This is a genomic window from Streptomyces sp. NPDC059906 (assembly GCF_042730645.1).
GTDB lineage: Bacteria > Actinomycetota > Actinomycetes > Streptomycetales > Streptomycetaceae > Streptomyces > Streptomyces rubrogriseus.
In genome coordinates this window covers 15328-34664 of record NZ_JBHWKU010000015.1, presented here as the reverse complement: position 1 = coordinate 34664, position 19337 = coordinate 15328, and the positions used below count along the sequence as shown (strand labels likewise).

Below are 19337 nucleotides of genomic sequence, written 5' to 3'. Positions count from 1 at the left end.
GTCGCCTTTGACAATCTACCCACCCCAACCTACCTTCATTGTGGAATTGCTTCACCATGGAGGTGTTGAGATGCGGGACTCGACTGCCACCAAGCGGTGGCTTGGACTGATCGCCATCGCCCTGGGCGTGGCGCTGATCGTCGTGGACACGACGATCGTGAACGTGATCACGCCGTCGGTCGTCGAGGACCTGGGCGTCAACTCCTCGCAGGCGCAGTGGATCCAGGAGTCGTACGCGATCGTCTTCGCCGCGCTGCTCCTGCTCACCGGACGCCTGTCGGACATGCTCGGCGCCCGCCAGGTCTTCACCTGGGGTGTCGTGGTCTTCGGTGCCACCAGCTTGCTCGCCGGTCTGGCGCCGAACGGCGAGCTGCTGATCCTCGCTCGCTTCCTGCAGGGCGCGGGTGCGGCAATGATCCTGCCGACCTCACTGGCGCTGCTGAAGGCCAACTTCACCGGCAAGGCCCGGGGCCAGGCGTTCGCGGTCTGGGGCTCGACCATCGGGGCGGCCGCCGCGCTCGGCCCTCTCCTTGGCGGCTGGCTGTCCGAGCACGTCTCGTGGCGCTGGGCGTTCGGCATCAACGTGCCGCTGTCCGTCCTTGTCGCGTTCGGCGTGGTGCGCTATATGGCCCGCTCGCCCCGGACCAAGGGGCGCATCGACGTACTCGGCGCAGTGCTGTCCGTCATCGGGCTCGGCCTGCTCGCGTTCGGGCTCGTCGAGGGCCGCATCTACGGCTGGGTGGTCAGCATCCACCCGCTCAGCATCCTTGGCTTCGACTGGGACAGCGGGCCTTCGCCCGTCCTGGTCGCGCTGATCCTCGCCGCCCTCGCGCTGGGCCTGTTCGTACGCCGCCAGTCGAAGCTGACCCGCGGCGGCGACGCCTCCAGGGCGATGATGGACGTGCGGCTGTTCTCCATCGCCTCGTTCCGCAACGGCAACATCGCCACCCTGATCATCGGTGTCGGCGAGTTCGGCATCGTCGCGGTGCTCCCGCTGTGGCTGCAGTTCACGCTCGGCTACAGCGCGCTGCAGGCCGGGCTCGCCCTGGTGCCCGTCGCCATCGGCAGCTTCGTCGCCAGCGGCGCCAGCTTCCAGATGGCTGCCAAGATCTCGCCGCTGATCCAGCTGCGCATCGGCCTCGCACTCGAAGTCGTCGGCCTGGCCGGCGTCGCTCTCGTGGCCGCCCCGGGCACCTCCTGGTGGGCGATCTCGGCGATGCTCTTCCTGTACGGCATCGGCGTCGGCTTCGCCACCGCCCAGGTCACCAACGTCGTCCTCGCCGACATCCCGGACGACAGCAGTGGTCAGGGCTCCGGCATCCAGAGCGCCTTCCGTCAGCTCGGCTCCGCCCTCGGCATCGCCGCGCTCACCACGGTGTTCTTCACGACCCTCAGCTCCAAGCTGCACGACAGCCTGGCCTCCTCCGGCCAGTCCGGGGCCGACGCCGACAAGTTCAGCCACGCGGTCACCGACAGCGCGGGCGCCGCGATCGGCCCGCTGGCCGGGAACCCGCAGACGGCCTCGGTCGCCGATGCGGCCCGCTCGGCGATGTCCGACGGTGTCGCCATCGGCGGCTACGTCGCAGCAGGGTTCGTCGCACTGGGCCTGCTCGCTTCCCTGCTCATCCCCGCCATGCCGCCACAGGTGCAGGCCGAGACCGAGAGGGCAGAGACCGAGGCCGGGCCCGTTCTGCCGTGACCGACAGCTACCCGTCACGCCCGTGACCTACGTCGGCCCGTCACGCCCCGTGCGTGGCGGGCGGGCGTCTTCGCCGCGCCGCCGGCGAAGACGCCCTGCCGGCGCAACGCAACGGGCGCCCATCCGGACACCGATTGAAGATCAGCCCATGGATGCTCCCGCTCCGCAGCCGCCCAGCAGCACCGAAACACAGCACGCGTCCTGGGTTGAACTGTTCTTCGATCTCGTGGTTGTGGCGGGTGTCATCCAGCTCGCGCACTTGCTGCATTACGGCCGGCATGGTGGCCATGGCGAGCTCGGTCTCCGGGATCCGCGGCGACCGCGCGGCGGTCTTCGTCGTCGGCTACGTCGCGCTGCGCTTCTTCGCCGGTCTTGTCTGGCAGCACGGCAAGGTCGTCATGGACTGGCCGTTGTCCCAGATGGCCGTCGGCGCCCTGCCCTGGCTCGTGTCCCTCTGGGTTGCAGCCCCCACCCGCTATTGGCTCTGGGCGGCCGGGATCGCGCTGGACGTACTCGTTCTGTTCACCGCCTCAGGAGCGCACGCCCTCGAGAGAGCACGCAAGCGGCTCAACGAGGCCGTCCACCACGGCCGGCGCGCAGCCCGGCTGCCCACCCTGGAACCTGCCTATGCCAACGTCCCCCACCTGGCCGAACGCCTCGGCCTGTACGTCATCATCGTGCTCGGCGAGGGGGTCATCCAGCTCGTGTCCTCGACCGCGGACGCGCACTGGGACCTGTCCGTCGTCGCGGTCGCTGTGGGTGCGTTCACCCTGCTCGTGGCGCTGTGGGTGCTCTCGCTGCTCCATGGATTCGCGGGTGTCCCGCGGCTGACAGCGACAGCCCTGCCCACCCGCTTCGTCATGCTCCTGCACTGCTTGGTCACCGCTGTACTCGCCGCGCTCGCCGCGGGTCTGGGGGCCGCGATCGAACACGCCCAGGACCACGTGCCGCCGGGCGTCCGCTGGCTGCTCTGCGGGAGCATCGCCGCTTTCTTCGCGATCAGCTTCATCGCCGGCATGGCCGCCCGGCGTTCCCTGCTGATCGCCGGCGTTCCCGCGCTGGTCGCGCCACTGCTGTTGGGTCTGCTCGGTACGGGCCTGAACGTCGGCTGGTTCGTATGGATCCTGACGCTGGTCGTAGTGGGGCAGGCCGCCTCCACCTTGGTCGCCCGGTCGTAAACGGCGACTGCCCGCTCAAGAAGGGCCGCCTGCCGGTCCGCACGGTCATCGCGTTTGACAACCCGCCGACACCACTTTACCTTCATGGTAGAATTACTTCACGATGGAGGCACTCGGCGTGCGTGACCCGTCCCCCACCCCTGACAAGACGACCGAGCCCTATCGGTGGCGCTGGCTGATCCTGGCGGTGATGATCGTCGCGGAGATCATGGATCTTCTGGACGCCTCGATCGTTAACGTCGCCGGACCGGACCTGGAGAAGTCCCTCGGTGCCGGTTCCGTCGGGCTGCAATGGGTGATCGGCGGCTACGCCCTCACCCTGGGCGCCGGGCTCGTACTCGGCGGCCGGCTCGGTGACCGCTACGGCCGGCGCCGGATGTTCCTGATCGGACTCGCGGCCTTCACCGCGACCTCCCTGCTGTGCGCGGTCGCGCCGAGCATCGAGCTGCTGATCGCCTTCCGACTGCTGCAGGGCATCGCCGGCGCGATGCTGCTGCCCCAGGGCCTGGGCCTGCTGCGGGAAAACTTCTCCGGCCCCGAGCTCACCAAGGTCTTCGCGATCTTCGGACCCGTCCTCGGTCTCGGCGGCATCATCGGCCCGGTCCTGGGCGGCTTCCTCATCGAGGGCGACTTCTTCGGCCTGGGCTGGCGGTCGGTGTTCCTGATCAACCTGCCCATCGGCATTGCGGCACTGATCGTCGCCTGGAAGTTCGTACCCAAGAAGGCGGGCGACCGCACGGTCCGGGTCGACATGACCGGCGCCGCCCTGATCGTGGCGTCCTGTGCCCTGCTGGTGCTGCCCCTCAACCAGGGGCAGGAGGAGGGCTGGCCGCTGTGGACGTGGCTGTGCATGGCCGCCTCGGTGATCGGGTTCGGCCTCTTCGCCCTCCAGCAGCGCCGCACGGCCGCCGTGGGCCGCGAGCCGCTGGTGACCCCGGGCCTGCTGCGCAAGCCGGCCTTCACCGTCGGCCTCGGCGGCATCGCCCTGTTCTTCGGCGGACTGATCGGCACCCAGCTCGTCCTGACCCTGTTCCTCCAGATCGGCCAGCACTTCAGCGCCGGTGACGCGGGCCTGGGCAACCTGCCCCTCGCGGTGGGAACCGCGATCGGCGGCGCGTTCCTCGCCGACAAGATCGGCCGCAAGGTGCTCCAGATCGGACCGCTGGTCCAGCTGGCCGGCGCCGCCCTGCTGTGGTTCGAGCTCGACGGCCTCGACGCCGCCTCGTTCTCGATCTGGGACGTCGCTCCCGGCGTGGCGGTGGCGGGCATCGGCGCCGGCATGGTGATCGCCGCCCTGTTCAGCTTCATCCTGGCCGCGGTCGACGACGACGAGATCGGATCCGCCTCCGGTGTCCTGTCGGCGGTCCAGGCGATCGGCGGCTCCATCGGCGTCGCGGTCTTCGGCTCGGTGTTCTTCGCCCAGGCCAAGACCGGCGACTTCACCGGCGGCTTCCACCGCGCGCTGATCGTCCAGGCATGTCTGCTGGTGGTCTTCTTCGCGATCACCTTCCTGCTGCCCAAGAAGGGCCGCCCCGAAGAAGAGCAGCACGGCGTCTCCCCCGAGACGGCTGCCGACGACTCCGGCGCCAAGCAGCACCTCACCGTGTGAGCCCCGGCCGGGGACCGTGCACGACAAGCGGCCCGAACGGGCCGCGCACCGGGGCCGCTTCCCGATACGGGAGATGGCGAGGAAGCCGAAAGGGAGCGTCATGACACACCGGAACGTGCTGATCGCGGGAGCCGGCATCGCCGGTCCGGCCCTGGCCCACTGGCTCGGACGGCACGGAATGCAGGCCACCCTCGTCGAGCGGGCTTCCGCCCCGCGGGAGGGCGGACAGACTGTGGACCTGCGCGGCGCCGGGCGGGACGTCGCCCGCAAGATGGGCCTGGAACGCACCCTTCGGGCCCACGCCACCCGCGAGGAAGGCATCCGCTTCGTCAACGCGGCGAACCGCATCAAAGCCGCCTTCGCCAGCGGAGCCTTCAGCGGCCAAGGCCCGATCGCCGACCTGGAGATCCTGCGCGCCGACCTGTCCCGCATCCTCAACGAGGACACCCACCCGCACACCGAGTACCTGTTCGGGGACGAGATCACACAGCTGTCCGACACGGGGAAGAGGGTCGACGTCACCTTCCGCAACGGGCCGGACCGTGTGTTCGACCTCGTCGTCGCCGCCGACGGAGCCCGCTCCCGCACCCGCGACCTGACCTTCGGCGACATCACTGACATCCGCCCCGTGGGCCTGACGACCGCGTACTTCACCATCCCCCGCCAGCCCTCGGACGGCAGCTGGGCACGCTGGCACAACACCACCCAAGGACGCACAGCGACCCTGCGCCCCGACAACCAGGGCACCACCCGCGCCTGTCTGTCCTACCTCTCCCCACCCCGCGGAGACGAACGCCTGGCACCGGATGAACAGAAGCAACTGTTGCGTCGTCTGTTCGCCGGCGCCGGCTGGGAGATCCCGCGCATCCTCACCGCCATGGACACCGCCGACGACTTCTTCCTCGACTCCGCCACCCAGATCCGCATGCCCGCGTGGTCCCGGGGACGCATCGCCGTCATCGGCGACGCCGCATACTGCGCCTCACCTCTCAGCGGCATGGGCACCAGCCTCGCCCTCGTCGGCGCCTACATCCTGGCCGGCGAACTCGCCCACCACGCGCATCACAGCAACGCGTTCGCCCGCTACGAGCACCTCCTCCGCCCCTATGTCACCCGCGCCCAGCAGTTGCCGCGCGGCGTGCCCCGCATCGCCTTCCCCCGTACCCGGGTCGGTATCCAGACCCTCAACACCGTACTGCGCGCCGCCTCCCGGCCCCATATCGCCAAAGCCCTCAACCGCTTCCTCGTACCACCTGCCGACACCTTCAAGCTGCCCCCGTACGGCCTTTAGCGGTCATGATCGCTCGCTGCACTGTGCTGGGCCTCGTCGGCAGGGGCTGCAACACCAATCCGCTGTCCGGCTTCAGGCCCCGACTTGGCCACCAGCCGCAAACGGCCACTCGCAGCACTCAGGTCGCCGCATCCTTGCCGCACCGACTCATACCCGGAGAAGCTCAGACGTCCTTGACCTGTACGCGGTCTCCGCACAGTTTCGACCAGTCGTCGCGGTCCGAGGTCAGCACCAGGACGGGCGCCGGGGAGCGGAGCGCCATCGCGGCGACGAGGGCATCGATGGCGTACTTGTGGCCGTGCAGGCCACCGGCGTCGCTCAGTAGTTGCACCGCGGTGAGGCTGTCCGCTTGGGTGACGTCCTGCACCTGAAGGCGGGAGAGAAGCCAGCGCAACCGGGCGGTATCCGTCTTCCCGTAGACGGCCTCCACTACCGTCAGAGCCGACACGAGGACGGGCACGCCTACGCGCCGTGCGGCCTCGATCCGGGTGATCATCTGGCGATCGTTACGCAGCAGTAGCGACAGTGCCTGGGAGTCCAGAACCAGGGACCTGGCCGAGGGATCCTTCATGCGGCGCTGTCGTTCGACGCGTACGGCGCCGGTGCGTCACCGAACAGTTCGTGCTGCGCGGCCTGGACCTCGGCCTCGCTCAGTGGTTCGTGCTCGGCCTCGTAAGCGGCCACGATCTCGGCGAGGCCGTCCATCGCCAGTTGGTGCCGAACCGCCGCGGTCACGTAGGCGGACACGCCGCGCTTGCCGGTGCGCGTGCGTAGCGCACCGAGGAGTTCCGAGGGCATCGAGACGGAGATGTTCTCCGTGCCGCCGGGGCGGGGTGACTTCATGACGCCAGTCTAGTACAGGAACTATTACACCGGGTGGAATGCTGCACAGCCCGCATTCGGCGGCGTAGTCTCGGCGCCACTGGATCTTCTTGTACTTTGTTGCGGATCCCGTGCTGGGATGGTGCTGGGATGCGTCTGTATTTCCGCAGGTCACAGCCTTGTCGTGGAATCCCGCTTCAACGTGTAGCGGGTGACCTAACGCCACGTCGCCGACCTGGCGAACATGCAGGTCAGAGGGCCCGGCTCTGCGGGGTCGGGCCCTTGGGTTTCCGGGCTGCGGGTCGTTCCGGTCGCCGGTTTCGGTAAGCGGTGGTCCGGCGCTGTGTTGCCGCTCCATTCCCCTCTTGGTGGAGGCCGGGCGCCTACGGAGTCAACTCTGTGCGTAGGACGGGATACAGGGCGAACCGGGTGTCCCATGAAGCGTGGCGGCGTTCGAAGAACTCGCGGCGCGCCACGGGATCGGCGGCGAACGCGGCGTCCTTCGCCAGCTTTGCGCGGAACTCGTCGGCGAGCGCCGGGTCCTGCTCCAGCATCTGCGCGGCGAAGATCTCGGTGACGTACGGCTCGACGTAGACCTTCTGCTCGAAGTGGCTGTTGAAGAAGCCCCAGGCGGCGAGAGAGTCCGGGCTCTGCGGTTCGAGGAGTGTCATCAGCAGGCGCGCGCCGGGCTGTGCGATCGGCACGAACAGGCCGCCGCCCGGCAGCGACTGCGGTTCCGCGCGCCACGTGCCCTGCACGGTGAGCTGCATCCGGCCTTCGAAGGGGGCCGTGGAGAAGTCCGCGCCCGTCGCGCGGAACACCTCGGTCCGCAGGTGGTCGACGGGGCGGTCCAGCGTCTCGTACGACAGTCCGTGCAGGGTCAGCTTGTCGGCGATCAGCGGCGCGTAGGACCTGGGCACGAGGTAGCCGCCGCGTGGCGCGCGGACCGTGACGGACGGCAGTACGCCGCTGTAGTAGGGCACGCGCCAGATCTGCGGGGTCGTGGGGTCGTATACGGGGACCGGCTCGCCGGAGACGGGGGACACGTGGCGGGTGTATGCGTAGCCGCGGAAGTCGATGACGGTGGTCGTTGAGGTCGTTGAGGTCGTTGAGGTCGCTGTGGTCGCTGTGGACGGGTTCGGCGAGGCCGTCTCGTTCGCCGGTTCGCTGCGGTCGACCGTGATGTCGAGGATCACGTCCTCGCCTCCCAGGAGGGCGGCCCGTTCGTCGGCCGCGCGCACCGCTGCCGCCCACGCGGGGGCGTGTACGGCCATGAGGTCGGCTAGTCCGACGATGGCGTTGCGGGTGACCCGGACTCGGGTGGCGTACTCCTTCCAGGAGTGGGTTTCCACCAGCACGGTGTACCGGTTGCGGGTGGGGAAGTAGCCGGTGGAGAAGCGTGGCGAGTACGCGGTGACCATGAAGCCGGAGGTGGGGTCGTCCTCGATGGCCAGGTCCGGGTAGAACGGCAGCGCCAGCGAGCCCTGTGCGGACAGTTTGCCGATCAGTGCGTCGCGCAGGCCGATGCCGGTGGGGCGCAGCTTCGGGTCGCCGAGATGGATCGGTTCGACCTGGATGGAGACGTCGGGTTCGAAGTCCGCCCCGTCGGTGACGTGCAGGTCCGCGGTGACCAGGGGGTCCCAGTCGCGGATCAGGGCCAGCATCGCCTGCATCTCGGGCGAGTCGGCCTTGGTGTAGTCGCGGTTGAGGTTCAGGTTGTGCGCGGTCGCGCGCCAGCCGGTCTCCTCAGGGCCGGTCTGGTTGGGGCGGTTCCAGCGTCCGGTGCGCTCGTGGCCGTCGGTGTTGAAGGCGGGGACGAACAGGATCGCGAGGTGCGCGAGCGGGTCCTGCTGCGGCGCGTGGGTCTCGATGGGGGACCCGCCCGTCGCGTCCGCCAGTGGCTCGCCGCCGAGGAGTTCGCGCAGTGCGGCGAAGCCGGCGTCTTTTCCGTCGCTCTCACCGGGATGGATACCGGCCTGGACGAGGAGCAGCGGGATGCCCTGTTCGCGCAGTGCCTGAGGGGTGAACGCGCCGGTGCGGGAGACGAGCAGGGCGCGCATCGGGCGTCCCTCGGCCGACTGCCCGTAGACGAAGCTGCGCACCGCGCCCGGCCAGCGCTCGGTGAAGCCGGCGCACAGTGTCTCCACTTCGTCGAGGCGACCGGTCAGGCGGAACCGCGACTGCTCGGCGAGGGTTTCCAGGGGCATCGAGAGCTCTCCAAGTACGTTGAGTGGGGGATGAGTTGGTGTGATCCTCAAGGTACTCACCTTCCGGAGGCGAGGGCCGCACCGGCGCTGGCCGCCACGACCAGGGCGACGGCGCCGACGTCGAGGAGCGAAAGGGTCTGCCCGAGCACGAGGTAGCCGGCCACCGCGGCCACCGCCGGGGCCAGCGTGCTCAGCACCCCGAACACGGACGGGACCACCCGGCGCAGGGCCAGCAGTTCCAGGCTGTACGGAATCGCCGACGACAGCACCGCGACCGCCGCGCCCAGGCCGAGTGTCACCGGGTTCAGCAGCGCGCTGCCGGACGAGGCGGCCCCGATCGGCAGGCTGATGACGGCCGCCACCGCCATGGCGAGGGCGAGACCGTCGGTCTTCGGGAACCGGCCGCCGGTGTGTGCCGACAGCAGGATGTACGCCGCCCACAGGGCTCCCGCGCCCAGCGCGAACGCGACGCCCGCCCCATCGAGTTGGCCGAGACCGCCCCGGCTGAGCAGGGCCACCCCGGCCAGCGCGAGAGCGGCCCACAGCCAACTCGCCGCACGCCGGGCCAGTACGACCGAGAGGAGGAGCGGGCCGAGCACCTCGAAGGTGACCGCGGTGCCGAGCGGGATGCGGGCGATGGACTGGTAGAAGAGGAGGTTCATGCCCGCCACAGCGGCGCCGAACGCGACGACGGCCGCCCAGTCCGCGCGCCGGTAGCCGCGTCCGCGGATTCCCGGACGGCACACGGCGAGCAGCACGAGCGCCGAGAGCACCAGGCGCAGGGTCACGACCCCCGCGGCGCCGACCCGCGGAAACAGGGACGTGGCCAGGGCCGCCCCGAACTCCTGCGACAGCAGCCCGCCCAGGACGAGGCCGATCCCGGCGCCCTGCCCCGCGCGCAGGTTCCCGGGAGCGGTGGGGGAGGAAACGGGCGGAGCCGTGTGAACAGTGCTCATGCCCGACACGCTAGAGGCCCACGACGGCGGCGCGGAAATGCCGATTCTCCAGCGCTTATGCTCTGTAGGCATGACCATGGAACTGCGTCACCTGCGGGCCTTCCTCGCCGTCGCGGAGGAGGGCTCCGTCACGCGCGCCGCCGCGCGCCTCGGCATCGGCCAGCCCGCGCTCTCCCGCACCCTCAAGGCGCTGGAGACGCATCTCGGCGTACGCCTGGTCGACCGCTCGACCCATCATCTGCGCCTGACCGACGCGGGCCGGTCCTTCCGCATCCGCGCCGCGGCCGCCCTCAACGCGGCGGAAGCCGCCTTCGATCCCGCCCGCGTGGGCCCCTGGCCGCTGCGGCTGGGACACGCGTGGTCTGCCCTCGGCCGCCACACCTCCACTGTCCTGCACCGCTGGCGGCAACTACACCCCGAGATGCCGCTGCAGCTGTTGCGTACCGACGACAGCCTCGCCGGCCTCGCCCGGGGCCGGGTCGACGCGATCATCCTGCGGGGCCCGCTCGCCGCGTCCGGCCTGGACAGCACCGTTCTCTTCCATGAGCGGCGGACCGCGGCCGTGTCCCTGCACGGTGACCTGGCCGACCGGGCCGAGCTCACCCTGGACGACCTGGCAGGACGGACGCTGATCATGAACGTCGTCTCGGGTACCACCACACTGCGGCTGTGGTCCCCCGAGCATCAGCCACGGGCCGTCACCGAGGTCGGCAACACCGACGACTGGCTGGCCGCCATCGCAGCCGACGAGGGCTTCGGCATCACCACCACGGCGACTGCCGACGTCTACCCCTACCCCGGCGTCGCCTACCTGCCCCTCACCGATGCCGCACCGGTTCCCGTCCACCTCGCCTGGTCCAGCCCGCCCGGCCACCCGGCGGTACTGGACCTCGCCGCCTTCATCCGGGAGACCATCCACCCGCACGCCGCCGCGGACTGACGACCGGCCGCACCCGCCGGTCCGGCCGACCCTCATCGTCAGAGGGCAGTCCCCCGTGCCTTCGCGGGCCGCAGCACCGGTTCGAGCAGGTCGCGTAGTTGTGCGCGGGCGGTGATGCCCAGCTTGGGGAAGACCCGGTAGAGGTGTGAGCCGACCGTGCGGGGGGAGAGGAACAGCTTCTCCCCGATCTCGCGGTTCGTCAGGCCGTGGGCCGCGAGCTGGACGATCTGTTGCTGCTGAGGGCTGAGCCCGGTGAGGGCACCGGGCGCGGCGGTGTTCGCCTCGATGCCCGCGGCTCGCAGTTCTGCCTTCGCGCGGTCGATCCACGGCCGGGCGCCCAGTCGCCGGAACGTGTCGAGGGCTCCGGTGAGCAGGGGGCGGGCCTCCGCCACACGACGCTGCCGGCGCAGCCACTCTCCGTAGTCCAGCCGGGTCTGCGCCCGCTCGAAGGGCCACTGCTCGCCCGCTTCCCCGGCCAGCGCCGCCCGGAAGTGGCGTTCGGCACGCTCCGGTTCGGCGAGCAGGGCACGGCCTCGCTCGACCAGCAGGAAGAGCCGTGCCGACATGCCGGGGCCCAGGTGCCGTGCCGAGCGCTCCAGCAGTCGTGCGGCGGGTTCGCGGTGTCCTCGGCGGACGGCCGCCGCGGCGAGTTCGGCCAGGACGGTGGGGGAGACGTGGTAGTGGACCAGGTCGCCGTCCTCGGTGAAGGCGGCGCGGAACTGCGCGTACGCGCTGTCGTAGTCGCCCTCGGCCACCGCCGCCAGCCCCAGGGCGCGGCGGGCGAAGACGGCGACGGAGCGGCTCTCCAGGGGATCGACGAGGGCCAGCGCCCGCTCGGCGCTGTCGCGTGCCTCGGCCGCTTCACCGAGCAGCGCCAGCACGGTCGCGTCGAGGGTTCGTGCGCACGCCTCGGCGTGATCCAGTCCGGCCTGCGAGGCCACCTCCGCGATCTCGGCGGCCACCGAGCGGGCGTCGGCCCAGCGGCCCTGCTCCAGATAGGCCCAGCCGGCGGCGCAGGCCAGACCGGCCGGCAGCGGGCCATGGGCCTGCCAACGGCCGAACGCCTCGTCGAAGGTCCTGGTCGCGAGGGGGGTTTGGTCGAGGAGCCAGGCCACGACGGCGAGCGCCGTCAGTGATCCGGCCTCGTCCCCGGCCGCGGCGATCAGCCGGGGCAGCGCCGCGGCGAGGGACGCTCCCGCGCCGGTGGGATCGGAGACGGCCAGTACCCAGGCGCGCAGCGCACCACCTGCGGCGGAGTCCGGCACATCGGCGAGCAGGGCCTCGATCCGCTGCCGTTGGGACTCCTCGCCCGAGTAGTAGCGGACCACCGCCGCCGCGGCGAGCGCGTCCAGCAGGCGGGGCGACCGGGTGGCCGCCGCCTCGTCGGCTACGCGCGACAGCAGCGCGAAGGCGGCCGTGTGGTGCGGACCCATGGTCATGAGCCGCCCCGTCGCCAGCGCGGCCCGGCCGATCAGCGCCGGGTCGTCACTGCGCTCCCGTACGCCGGCGGCCAGGTGTTCCACCCAGCCGAGCTGACCGGTGAAGACGGCCGTGTCCGCGGCGTCGGCCAGCAGGGCCGCCTGGTCCGCGCGGTGCGGGCTGAGTTCCGCGGCGCGCTCCAGAGCGGCGGCAGCGGCCGCGTGGCCGCCCCGGCGCCTGGCCCGGCCCGCTGTTTCCCTGAGAGCCGCCGACACCTGCTCGTCGGGCCGTACGGCCGCGGCGGCGAGGTGCCAGGCGCGGCGGTCGGGCTCCTCGCCCAGCAGTCGGGCGAGGGCGAGGTGGGCCCGCCTGCGCTGCTCGAAGGGCGCGGCGTGGTAGACCGCCGAGCGGACGAGCGGGTGGCGGAAGGAGACCCCGGTGCCGTCCCGCCGTACGAGACCGGCCCGTTCGGCGGGCAGCCACACCGTGTCGTCGGCCTCGGGCAGGCCCCGCGCGGCCACCGGGGCGTCCGCCGCGTCGGCGGTGGCGAGCGACAGCAGGGCGCGGCGGGAGGCTTGCGGCAGGTGCCGCAGGTGGCGCGCGAAGATCTCTTCCAGCCGGTCGGTGACGGGCAGCGGGCCCTCCACTTTGCTGCCCTCCGGCTGTCTGTGCGCCGCGGCGCGGGCGAGTTCGACCAGGGCCAGCGGATTGCCCGCCGCCTCCCGCAGAATCCGGGCCCGGGTACGGCCGGTGGGCCGCTTCGGCTGCTCATCGAGCAGCCGGTTCGCCGCGTCACCGCTCAACGGCCCGATCCCCAGGCGCTCGTAGCCCTTGTCGAACCCGGGCAGTGCGGCCGCGGCGCGCACGCCCATCAGCAGCGTGACGGGCTCGCTGTCCATGCGCCGGGCCAGGAAGGAGAGGACGTCCAGTGACGCGCGGTCGATCCACTGGGCGTCGTCGACCACCACGAGCAGCGGTGCCGGTTCGGACAGGTCCGACAGCAGGGTCAGCACTGCCAGGCCGACGAGCAGGGCGTCGGGGGTATTGGCCTGATCGGCCAGTCCCAGGGCCGTCCGGAGCGCGGAGCGCTGGCGTGCCGGGAGGCCGTCCAGGCTGCCCAGCACCGGGCGGAGCAACTGGTGCAGGCCGGCGAACGCGAGCGGCGTCTCGGACTCGCTGCCCACCGCCCTCAGTACCCGCCGGCCGGTACCGCGTGTCAGCCGCACGGCGAGGTCGAGCAGGACGCTCTTGCCCGCACCGGGGTCGCCTTCGACGAGCAGCACCGAGCTGCGGGACCGGTCGGCGGCGACGCGGCTCCTGATCTCCGCGATCTCGGCCTCCCGGCCCAGCACGGCCGGACCGGGGCCCGCGGGCGAGCCGTCGTCCGCTCGGGCGCGTTCACCATTCTTCACGGATGCTCCAGGAACTGAGACAACCCTGACGGCAACGTGGCCGGGCCGCGGCCGTATTCCTGCCGTCCCCCAGCCGCTCACGGTCGGTCACCGCCGGTCGCGGCCGCCCACCACGGGTCCGGGCGGACACCGGTGCAGTCACATGACGCATACCGCCGCCCGTCACCCGCGACGCACCCTTGCGGAACAGGGCGTGCGTTCACGCCCGGCCCTCTGGAGATCTTCTGAACTGGAGCACCCCTTGGACACCATCACCCTGGGCGACGTCACCGTGACCCGGGTCCGGGAGTACTACGGCCCCGTCGGCATGACGCCCGAGGCGTTCGTCCCGGACAGCCCGGCCCAGGCGTGGGACACGCACCGCTCCTGGCTGGTCCCGGACTTCCTGGACGCCGAGACCCGCATCGTCAACACCGCCATCCAGACCTGGGTCCTGCGCAGCGAGGGCCGGACCATCCTGGTCGACACCGGCGTCGGCAACCACAAGGACCGGCCGTACGCGCCGGTGTGGAGCCGCCTGGACACCGACTTCCTGGGCAATCTCGCCCGCGCCGGGGTCCGGCCCGAGGACGTCGACATCGTGATCAACACCCACCTGCACGTCGACCACGTCGGCTGGAACACCTACCTCGACGGCCGGACCTGGGTACCGACGTTCCCCAACGCCACCTACCTCATGGCCAGGGCGGACTTCGACTACTGGAACCCGGCCAACGAGATCAAGACCCTGCTCGGCCGCGGCAACCAGAACGTCTTCGAGGACAGCGTCGCCCCCGTGCACGAGGCCGGTCTCACCCGGCTGTGGGAGGACAGCCACCGCATCGACTCCAACCTGCGCCTCGAACTCGCACCAGGCCACACCCCCGGCTCGTCGGTGCTGCGGCTGGAGTCCGGCTCCGACCGGGCCCTGTTCGTCGGCGACCTGATGCACAGCCCGATCCAGATCCACGAGCCCGACGCCAACAGCTGCTTCTGCGAGGACCCCGCCGAGGCCCGGGCCACCCGCCACCGGCTCCTGGGCTCGGCGGTGGACAGCAACGCCCTCGTCTTCCCCGCGCATCTCGGCGGCCACGGCGCCGCCGAAGTCGTCCGCGAGGGCGGCAAGTTCGCCGTCAAGGGCTGGGCGCCCTTCGCCAGGTACACCGAGTCGGTCTGAGGCCCGCGGAAGGACACGCGAGATGAACCACCACCCCGAACCCGTCGTGACCACCGCACAGGGCGCCGTCCGCGGCCTGCGCCGGGGCGACACCCGCACCTTCCTGAACATCCCGTACGCCGCTCCGCCCCGCGGCGCCGGCCGGTTCGCCCCGCCGCGGCCCCACCAGCCGTGGGACGGCGTACGGGACGCCACCGCGCCGGGACCCAACGCCCCGCAGTCCGAACGCAGGCTCGGCGACGTCGACATGACCCCCTACTTCGGCACCGGCTGGAGCCGCGGCGAGGACTACCTCACCGTCAACGTCTTCACGCCCGCCACCGGGGCCGGTGAACTGCCGGTCATGGTCTTCGTCCACGGCGGCGGCTTCGTCGCCGGATCGACGCGGGCCACCCTGTACGACGGCTCCGCCTTCGCCCGTGACGGCGTCGTCCTGGTCACCCTCAACTACCGGCTCGGCATCGCCGGGTTCCTGGACATCCCCGGGGCGCCCGCCAACCGCGGCCTGCTCGACGTCGTCGCCGCGCTGCGCTGGGTGCGGCAGAACGTCTCCGCCTTCGGCGGGGACCCGCACAACGTCACCCTCTTCGGCCAGTCGGCCGGGGCGACCGTCGTCGGCGGCGTCCTCGCCACCCCCGGGGCCGACGGGCTGCTCCGCCGCGCGATCGTGCAGAGCGGCAGCGGCCTGGGCGCGTTCACACCCGAGCAGGCCGCCCGCGTCACCGGGGCCGCGGCCCTGGCCCTGGGCATCGAGCCGCACGTCGACGCGTTCGCCGGCATCCCCGACGAGCGGCTCGTCGAGGCGGCGTCCGGGCTCGCGGGCATCGACCTGCGGACCGGGACCCACGGCGACCCGCTGATCGGCCTCAGCCCCTTCAGCCTGGTCCTCGGCACCCAGCCCGCCGCATCCGTCGCCGCCGGCCGCGCCGCCGACGTCGATCTGCTGGTCGGCACCAACACCGAGGAGGGCAACCTCTACCTGGTCCCGGTGGGCAAGTACGCCACCTCGACCGCCGCCGACGTCGACGAGGCCGCCGCACGCGCGCACCCCGATCCGGCGCGGCTGGTCGAGACCTACCGTGCGTCACGCCCCGGGGCGTCCTTCGGGCAGCTGCGCTCCGCCGTCATGGCCGACGCTCTGTTCGGCGCGGGCAGCCGTGCGCTGGCGAGCGCCCATGCCGACCATGCCGACCATGCCGACCATCCGCGGGGCGCCACCTACGCCTACGAGTTCGCCTGGCGGTCCCGCGCCCTGGACGGAGAACTCGGCGCCACCCACGCGGTCGAACTGCCCTTCGTCTTCGACCTCGCGGACCGGCCCGAACTCAACGGCCCCGCCGCCCTGCTCGGCCCGGAGCGGGCCCCCGCGGACCTCGCCGCCCGCGTCCACGCGACCTGGATCCGGTTCGCCCGGACCGGCGACCCCGGCTGGGACCCGTACGACACCGACCGCCGGGCCACCATGCGCATCGACGCCGAGTGGCGCCAGGTCGACGACCCCCGCGGCCTGGAACGACAGGCGTGGAGCTGACCGCGGGTCACCCCCGGGGGCCGGGTCCGGGCGCGCCCAGGCCATCGAGGGCGATCCCCATGAGCCGGGTGGCGTGGTGGGCGGCGTCGGGGATGTGCTCGGCCGCGAGGGACACCGCGTTGGCGAGGGAGAGCAGTTCGAGGGCGGTCACGTCCTCGCGGACGGTTCCGTCGTCCTGGGCGCGGGCCAGCAGGCCGGCGCCGGCCTCCAGCAGCAGTTGCTCACAGCGCGAATCCCGCGCGGACGCCGCATTCGTGCCGGTCGCCTGCAGCAGCGAACGGGCGGCGCCGCGCGTGACGGCACCGAAGACCGCCAGGGACGTCAGCCACCGCGTCAGAGCGGTCGCCGGCGGGTGTTCGGCCGCCAGGGACCGGGCCTCGCCGCACAGCTGCGCCACGCGCTCCTGGAAGACGGCCTGGAGCAGGCCCCACCGGGACGGGAAGTGGCGGTGCAGGGTGGCCGAGCCGACGCCGGCCCGCCGGGCGATCTCCTCCAGGGAGGCGTCGGCTCCGTGCCGGGCGACCTCGGCCGCGGCGGCCCCGAGGATCCGGTCGTAGTTGCGGCGGGCGTCCGCACGCTTGGGCGGGCCCGGGTTCTCCCAGCTCACACTCGTGGTCTCCTTCCTCGCCGGCGAAACGGGGTGACACCCCATTCTTGCACCGCCGTGGGGCTGCGTCGTTTGACAGGAAGTGGGGGGTGGCCCCATATTCGAGAAAAAGCGGAGGGGTACCCCGTTTTTGCCGCACGACACAGGAGACGAAGGCATGCGAGCCGTACAGTTCGACCGTTTTGGCCCGCCCGAGGTTCTGCGCGTCGACGACGTCCCCACACCCCGCCCCGGACCGGGAGAAGTCCTCGTCGAGGTGCACGCCGCGAGCGTGGACGCCGGTGAGACCGCCTTCCGGGCGGGCAGGATGCGCCGGGTGACCCGCGTCCGCTTCCCCCGCGGCCTGGGCAGCGACTTCGCCGGCCGGGTCGCGGCCCTCGGCAGCGGCGTACGCGCCTGGAGCGTGGGGGACGCGGTGTGGGGGCTGATGCCGCACCTCACCTTCGGGGCGATCGCGGACTACGTCGCCGTGCCCGAGCAGCGGCTGGCCCGGGCGCCGGAGAACCTGGACCTGCTCGAAGCCGCCGCCCTGCCGGTGGTGGGCACCACCGCGATGACGGCCCTGAGCGGCAAGGCACGACTCCAGCCCGGGGAACGGCTCCTGGTCCGCGGCGCCACCGGCGGCGTCGGCAGCGTCGCCGTGCAGCTGGGCAAGGCGCTGGGCGCGCACGTCACCGCCCTCGCCGCCGCCCGCAACCTCGACTGGATCACCCGGCTCGGGGCGGACGAAGCCGTGGACTACCGCACGGCCCGGCCCGAAGACCTCGACCGGTTCGACGTGATCGTCGACGTCGTCGGCACCGACCTGGGCGCCTACCGGGCGCGGCTCGCCCGCCGAGGGCGTCTGGTCGCCCTCTCCTTCGACTCGGACCGCGTCGTTTCCTCCATGCTCGGCACCGCGCTGCGGGCGGCTGCCACTCCCCGGCGCGTCAAGATGTTCAGCAACAACCCCTCGGCCGACCGGATCGCCGAACTCACCCGGGCCGTCGAGGCGGGCACGATCCGGCCGGTGATCGACACGGTCTTCCCCATGCGGGACATCGCGGCGGTCCATCACCGGCTCGAAGCCGGCGGCGTCCGCGGCAAGTACGTCGTCGACCTGCGGCTCCCCTAGTTCACGACCCGCGGATCCCCTGGTCCGGCGCGTCAGTGCGTCAGGGCGTCAGTGCGTCACCGCGTCACCGCGTCAGTGCTTCAGCGCGCACTCCGCTGCCGCCACGACCGTGCGGGTCTGGAGTTCCACCTGGGCGGCCACGGGTACCCAGCGCAGCCGCAGGGACGTCTCGAAGTCCGCGCACCAGGCGCTGAAGAGGGCCTCCAGCTCGTGGTGGAGCCCGGCGGCCGCCGGGGCGTCGGCCGCGTGCAGCAGCCGCAGCAGGAGTCCCGCCGCGCGGAGCGGCTGGCGGCGCGCGACGACCTCCAGGGCGCCGATCCCCGCCGTCGTCAACGCGGGGGAGCCGTCGGTGCGCGGTCCCGCCTCCGCCTGCCGGACCAGGGGGCCCCAGGAGTCGGCCACCAGGTCGTACAGGTCGTCGGCCATCCACTCCAGTACGCGTACGGGTGAACTGTCCTCGGGGGCCGGCAGGAAGCCGCGGGCCTTCTCGAACACGGCGGTCACCTGCCGGCCGCCCTCCCGCACCAGCCCGGACAGCGCGCGCAGGGCCCGGGCGGGGGCCGCGTGCGGGGTCCGGTCGTCCGCCGGGGCGGTGGCCCACAGCGGTACCTCGACGATCGCCGTGGCACCGCCGTACCGCCGGGGTGCGCACCAGGTGGACAGGCCGATGTCCTCGGACCCGGCCGCCGCCCGCGCACTGCTGCCCGGCGGCGGCAGGACATGGATGCCGGGGGCCGGGTTCTCCCAGTACAGGGCGTCGTACGTGCCGTGCTGGACCGGGACCCCCAGGTCGGCGGCGGACGCCGCGAAGGGGGCGGCGAGTTCGGGGAGGTCGCGGGTCAGCTGGGCCCAGGTGCCGCCCGCGTCGACGTTGTGCAGGGAGCACTGGAGGACGGGGCGCAGGTCGTCGATCACGTCGAACAGGGCACGGCTCTCCGGGAGCGACCGGCCGACGATCGGCGCCCACTCCGGCTGTTCCGCGGCGACCGGGCGGAAGGCGGCGCGGTAGTACGGCGCCAGGGCCGGGGCGGGGCCGGCCGTCGCGGTCTCGATGCCCTCGCTCAGCGCGGCGCCGTCCGGGTCGAGGCACAGGACGATGTCCCAGGTGACGGCGTCGGGGTCGGTCGCCGGGGAGCGCCGGTCGCCGCCTGCGACCCGCTCCGCCAGCGCCAGTGCCGTCGCTCCGCCCACCGGCTCGTCCGGGTGCGGCCGGGCCACCACCAGGACGTGCCGGGGCCCGTGGCCCACCGACAGCATCAGGATCGGGCGGCCCGCCCGCGACGTGCCGACACGGCGCAGGCGGCCGGTCCCCGGGAACCGGGAGACCAGCCGTCGCGCCGACTCGGTGACCTCCGCGACCGTGGGGTATCGGTTCATCGGGCGGGTCAGGTCAGGC

At 72.1% G+C, this 19337-nt stretch carries 15 protein-coding genes; 8 read left to right on the top strand and 7 right to left on the bottom strand.

What is annotated here, in order from left to right; genetic code table 11:
• Nucleotides 1-70 precede the first annotated feature (70 nt).
• The 4 genes from ACFV9J_RS22770 (at nucleotide 71) to ACFV9J_RS22755 (ending at nucleotide 5777) form a co-directional block, all read left to right on the top strand.
• Complete coding sequence (locus tag ACFV9J_RS22770; RefSeq protein WP_385356686.1) at nucleotides 71-1699, top strand: DHA2 family efflux MFS transporter permease subunit; 1629 nt, start codon at nucleotides 71-73, stop codon at nucleotides 1697-1699.
• Between the two features lie 152 nt (nucleotides 1700-1851).
• Nucleotides 1852-2877, top strand: a complete 1026-nt coding sequence (locus tag ACFV9J_RS22765; RefSeq protein ID WP_385356684.1) for a low temperature requirement protein A — start codon at nucleotides 1852-1854, stop codon at nucleotides 2875-2877.
• A 118-nt stretch (nucleotides 2878-2995) separates the two neighbouring features.
• On the top strand, nucleotides 2996-4486 hold the full coding sequence (locus tag ACFV9J_RS22760; RefSeq protein WP_385356682.1) for an MFS transporter: 1491 nt from the start codon (nucleotides 2996-2998) through the stop codon (nucleotides 4484-4486).
• Nucleotides 4487-4586: 100 nt separating this feature from the next.
• Nucleotides 4587-5777 (top strand): FAD-dependent monooxygenase, encoded by a 1191-nt coding sequence (locus ACFV9J_RS22755; RefSeq protein WP_385356681.1) that lies wholly within the window; start codon nucleotides 4587-4589, stop codon nucleotides 5775-5777.
• A 163-nt stretch (nucleotides 5778-5940) separates the two neighbouring features.
• Here the strand turns inward: ACFV9J_RS22755 and ACFV9J_RS22750 are convergent, their stop codons facing one another.
• From ACFV9J_RS22750 to ACFV9J_RS22735, 4 genes are all read right to left on the bottom strand, one after another.
• On the bottom strand, nucleotides 5941-6348 hold the full coding sequence (locus ACFV9J_RS22750) for a PIN domain-containing protein (RefSeq protein ID WP_385356680.1): 408 nt from the start codon (nucleotides 6346-6348) through the stop codon (nucleotides 5941-5943).
• Nucleotides 6345-6620 (bottom strand): hypothetical protein, encoded by a 276-nt coding sequence (locus tag ACFV9J_RS22745; RefSeq protein ID WP_385356678.1) that lies wholly within the window; start codon nucleotides 6618-6620, stop codon nucleotides 6345-6347. The genes ACFV9J_RS22750 and ACFV9J_RS22745 overlap by 4 nt, the downstream gene beginning before the upstream one ends.
• A 362-nt stretch (nucleotides 6621-6982) precedes the next feature.
• Nucleotides 6983-8806 carry a M14 family zinc carboxypeptidase gene (locus ACFV9J_RS22740; RefSeq protein WP_385356677.1) on the bottom strand — a complete coding sequence of 608 codons (1824 nt, stop codon included), beginning with the start codon at nucleotides 8804-8806 and terminating at the stop codon, nucleotides 6983-6985.
• A gap of 56 nt (nucleotides 8807-8862) precedes the next feature.
• Nucleotides 8863-9762 (bottom strand): DMT family transporter, encoded by a 900-nt coding sequence (locus ACFV9J_RS22735; RefSeq protein ID WP_385356675.1) that lies wholly within the window; start codon nucleotides 9760-9762, stop codon nucleotides 8863-8865.
• Between the two features lie 70 nt (nucleotides 9763-9832).
• Here ACFV9J_RS22735 and ACFV9J_RS22730 point away from each other — a divergent pair, with 70 nt between their 5' ends.
• Nucleotides 9833-10702, top strand: a complete 870-nt coding sequence (locus tag ACFV9J_RS22730) for a LysR family transcriptional regulator (protein WP_385356674.1) — start codon at nucleotides 9833-9835, stop codon at nucleotides 10700-10702.
• Nucleotides 10703-10740: 38 nt separating this feature from the next.
• Here the strand turns inward: ACFV9J_RS22730 and ACFV9J_RS22725 are convergent, their stop codons facing one another.
• A complete protein-coding gene (locus ACFV9J_RS22725; protein WP_385356673.1) occupies nucleotides 10741-13533 on the bottom strand; it encodes an AAA family ATPase in 2793 nt (930 codons plus the stop codon).
• A gap of 241 nt (nucleotides 13534-13774) precedes the next feature.
• On the opposite strand from ACFV9J_RS22725, the gene ACFV9J_RS22720 reads away from it, so the two are divergent.
• A complete protein-coding gene (locus ACFV9J_RS22720) occupies nucleotides 13775-14689 on the top strand; it encodes an MBL fold metallo-hydrolase (RefSeq protein WP_385356672.1) in 915 nt (304 codons plus the stop codon).
• 22 nt (nucleotides 14690-14711) lie between these two features.
• Complete coding sequence (locus ACFV9J_RS22715; RefSeq protein WP_385356671.1) at nucleotides 14712-16220, top strand: carboxylesterase/lipase family protein; 1509 nt, start codon at nucleotides 14712-14714, stop codon at nucleotides 16218-16220.
• Nucleotides 16221-16227: 7 nt separating this feature from the next.
• On the opposite strand, the gene ACFV9J_RS22710 is transcribed toward ACFV9J_RS22715, so the two are convergent.
• On the bottom strand, nucleotides 16228-16827 hold the full coding sequence (locus tag ACFV9J_RS22710; protein ID WP_385356670.1) for a TetR/AcrR family transcriptional regulator: 600 nt from the start codon (nucleotides 16825-16827) through the stop codon (nucleotides 16228-16230).
• A gap of 157 nt (nucleotides 16828-16984) precedes the next feature.
• Here ACFV9J_RS22710 and ACFV9J_RS22705 point away from each other — a divergent pair, with 157 nt between their 5' ends.
• Complete coding sequence (locus ACFV9J_RS22705) at nucleotides 16985-17941, top strand: NAD(P)-dependent alcohol dehydrogenase (protein ID WP_385356669.1); 957 nt, start codon at nucleotides 16985-16987, stop codon at nucleotides 17939-17941.
• 72 nt (nucleotides 17942-18013) lie between these two features.
• Here ACFV9J_RS22705 and ACFV9J_RS22700 read toward each other — a convergent pair whose 3' ends face one another.
• Nucleotides 18014-19318, bottom strand: coding sequence for a M14 family zinc carboxypeptidase (locus ACFV9J_RS22700; RefSeq protein ID WP_385356668.1), 1305 nt, complete (start codon nucleotides 19316-19318; stop codon nucleotides 18014-18016).
• Between the last annotated feature and the right edge of the window lie 19 nt (nucleotides 19319-19337).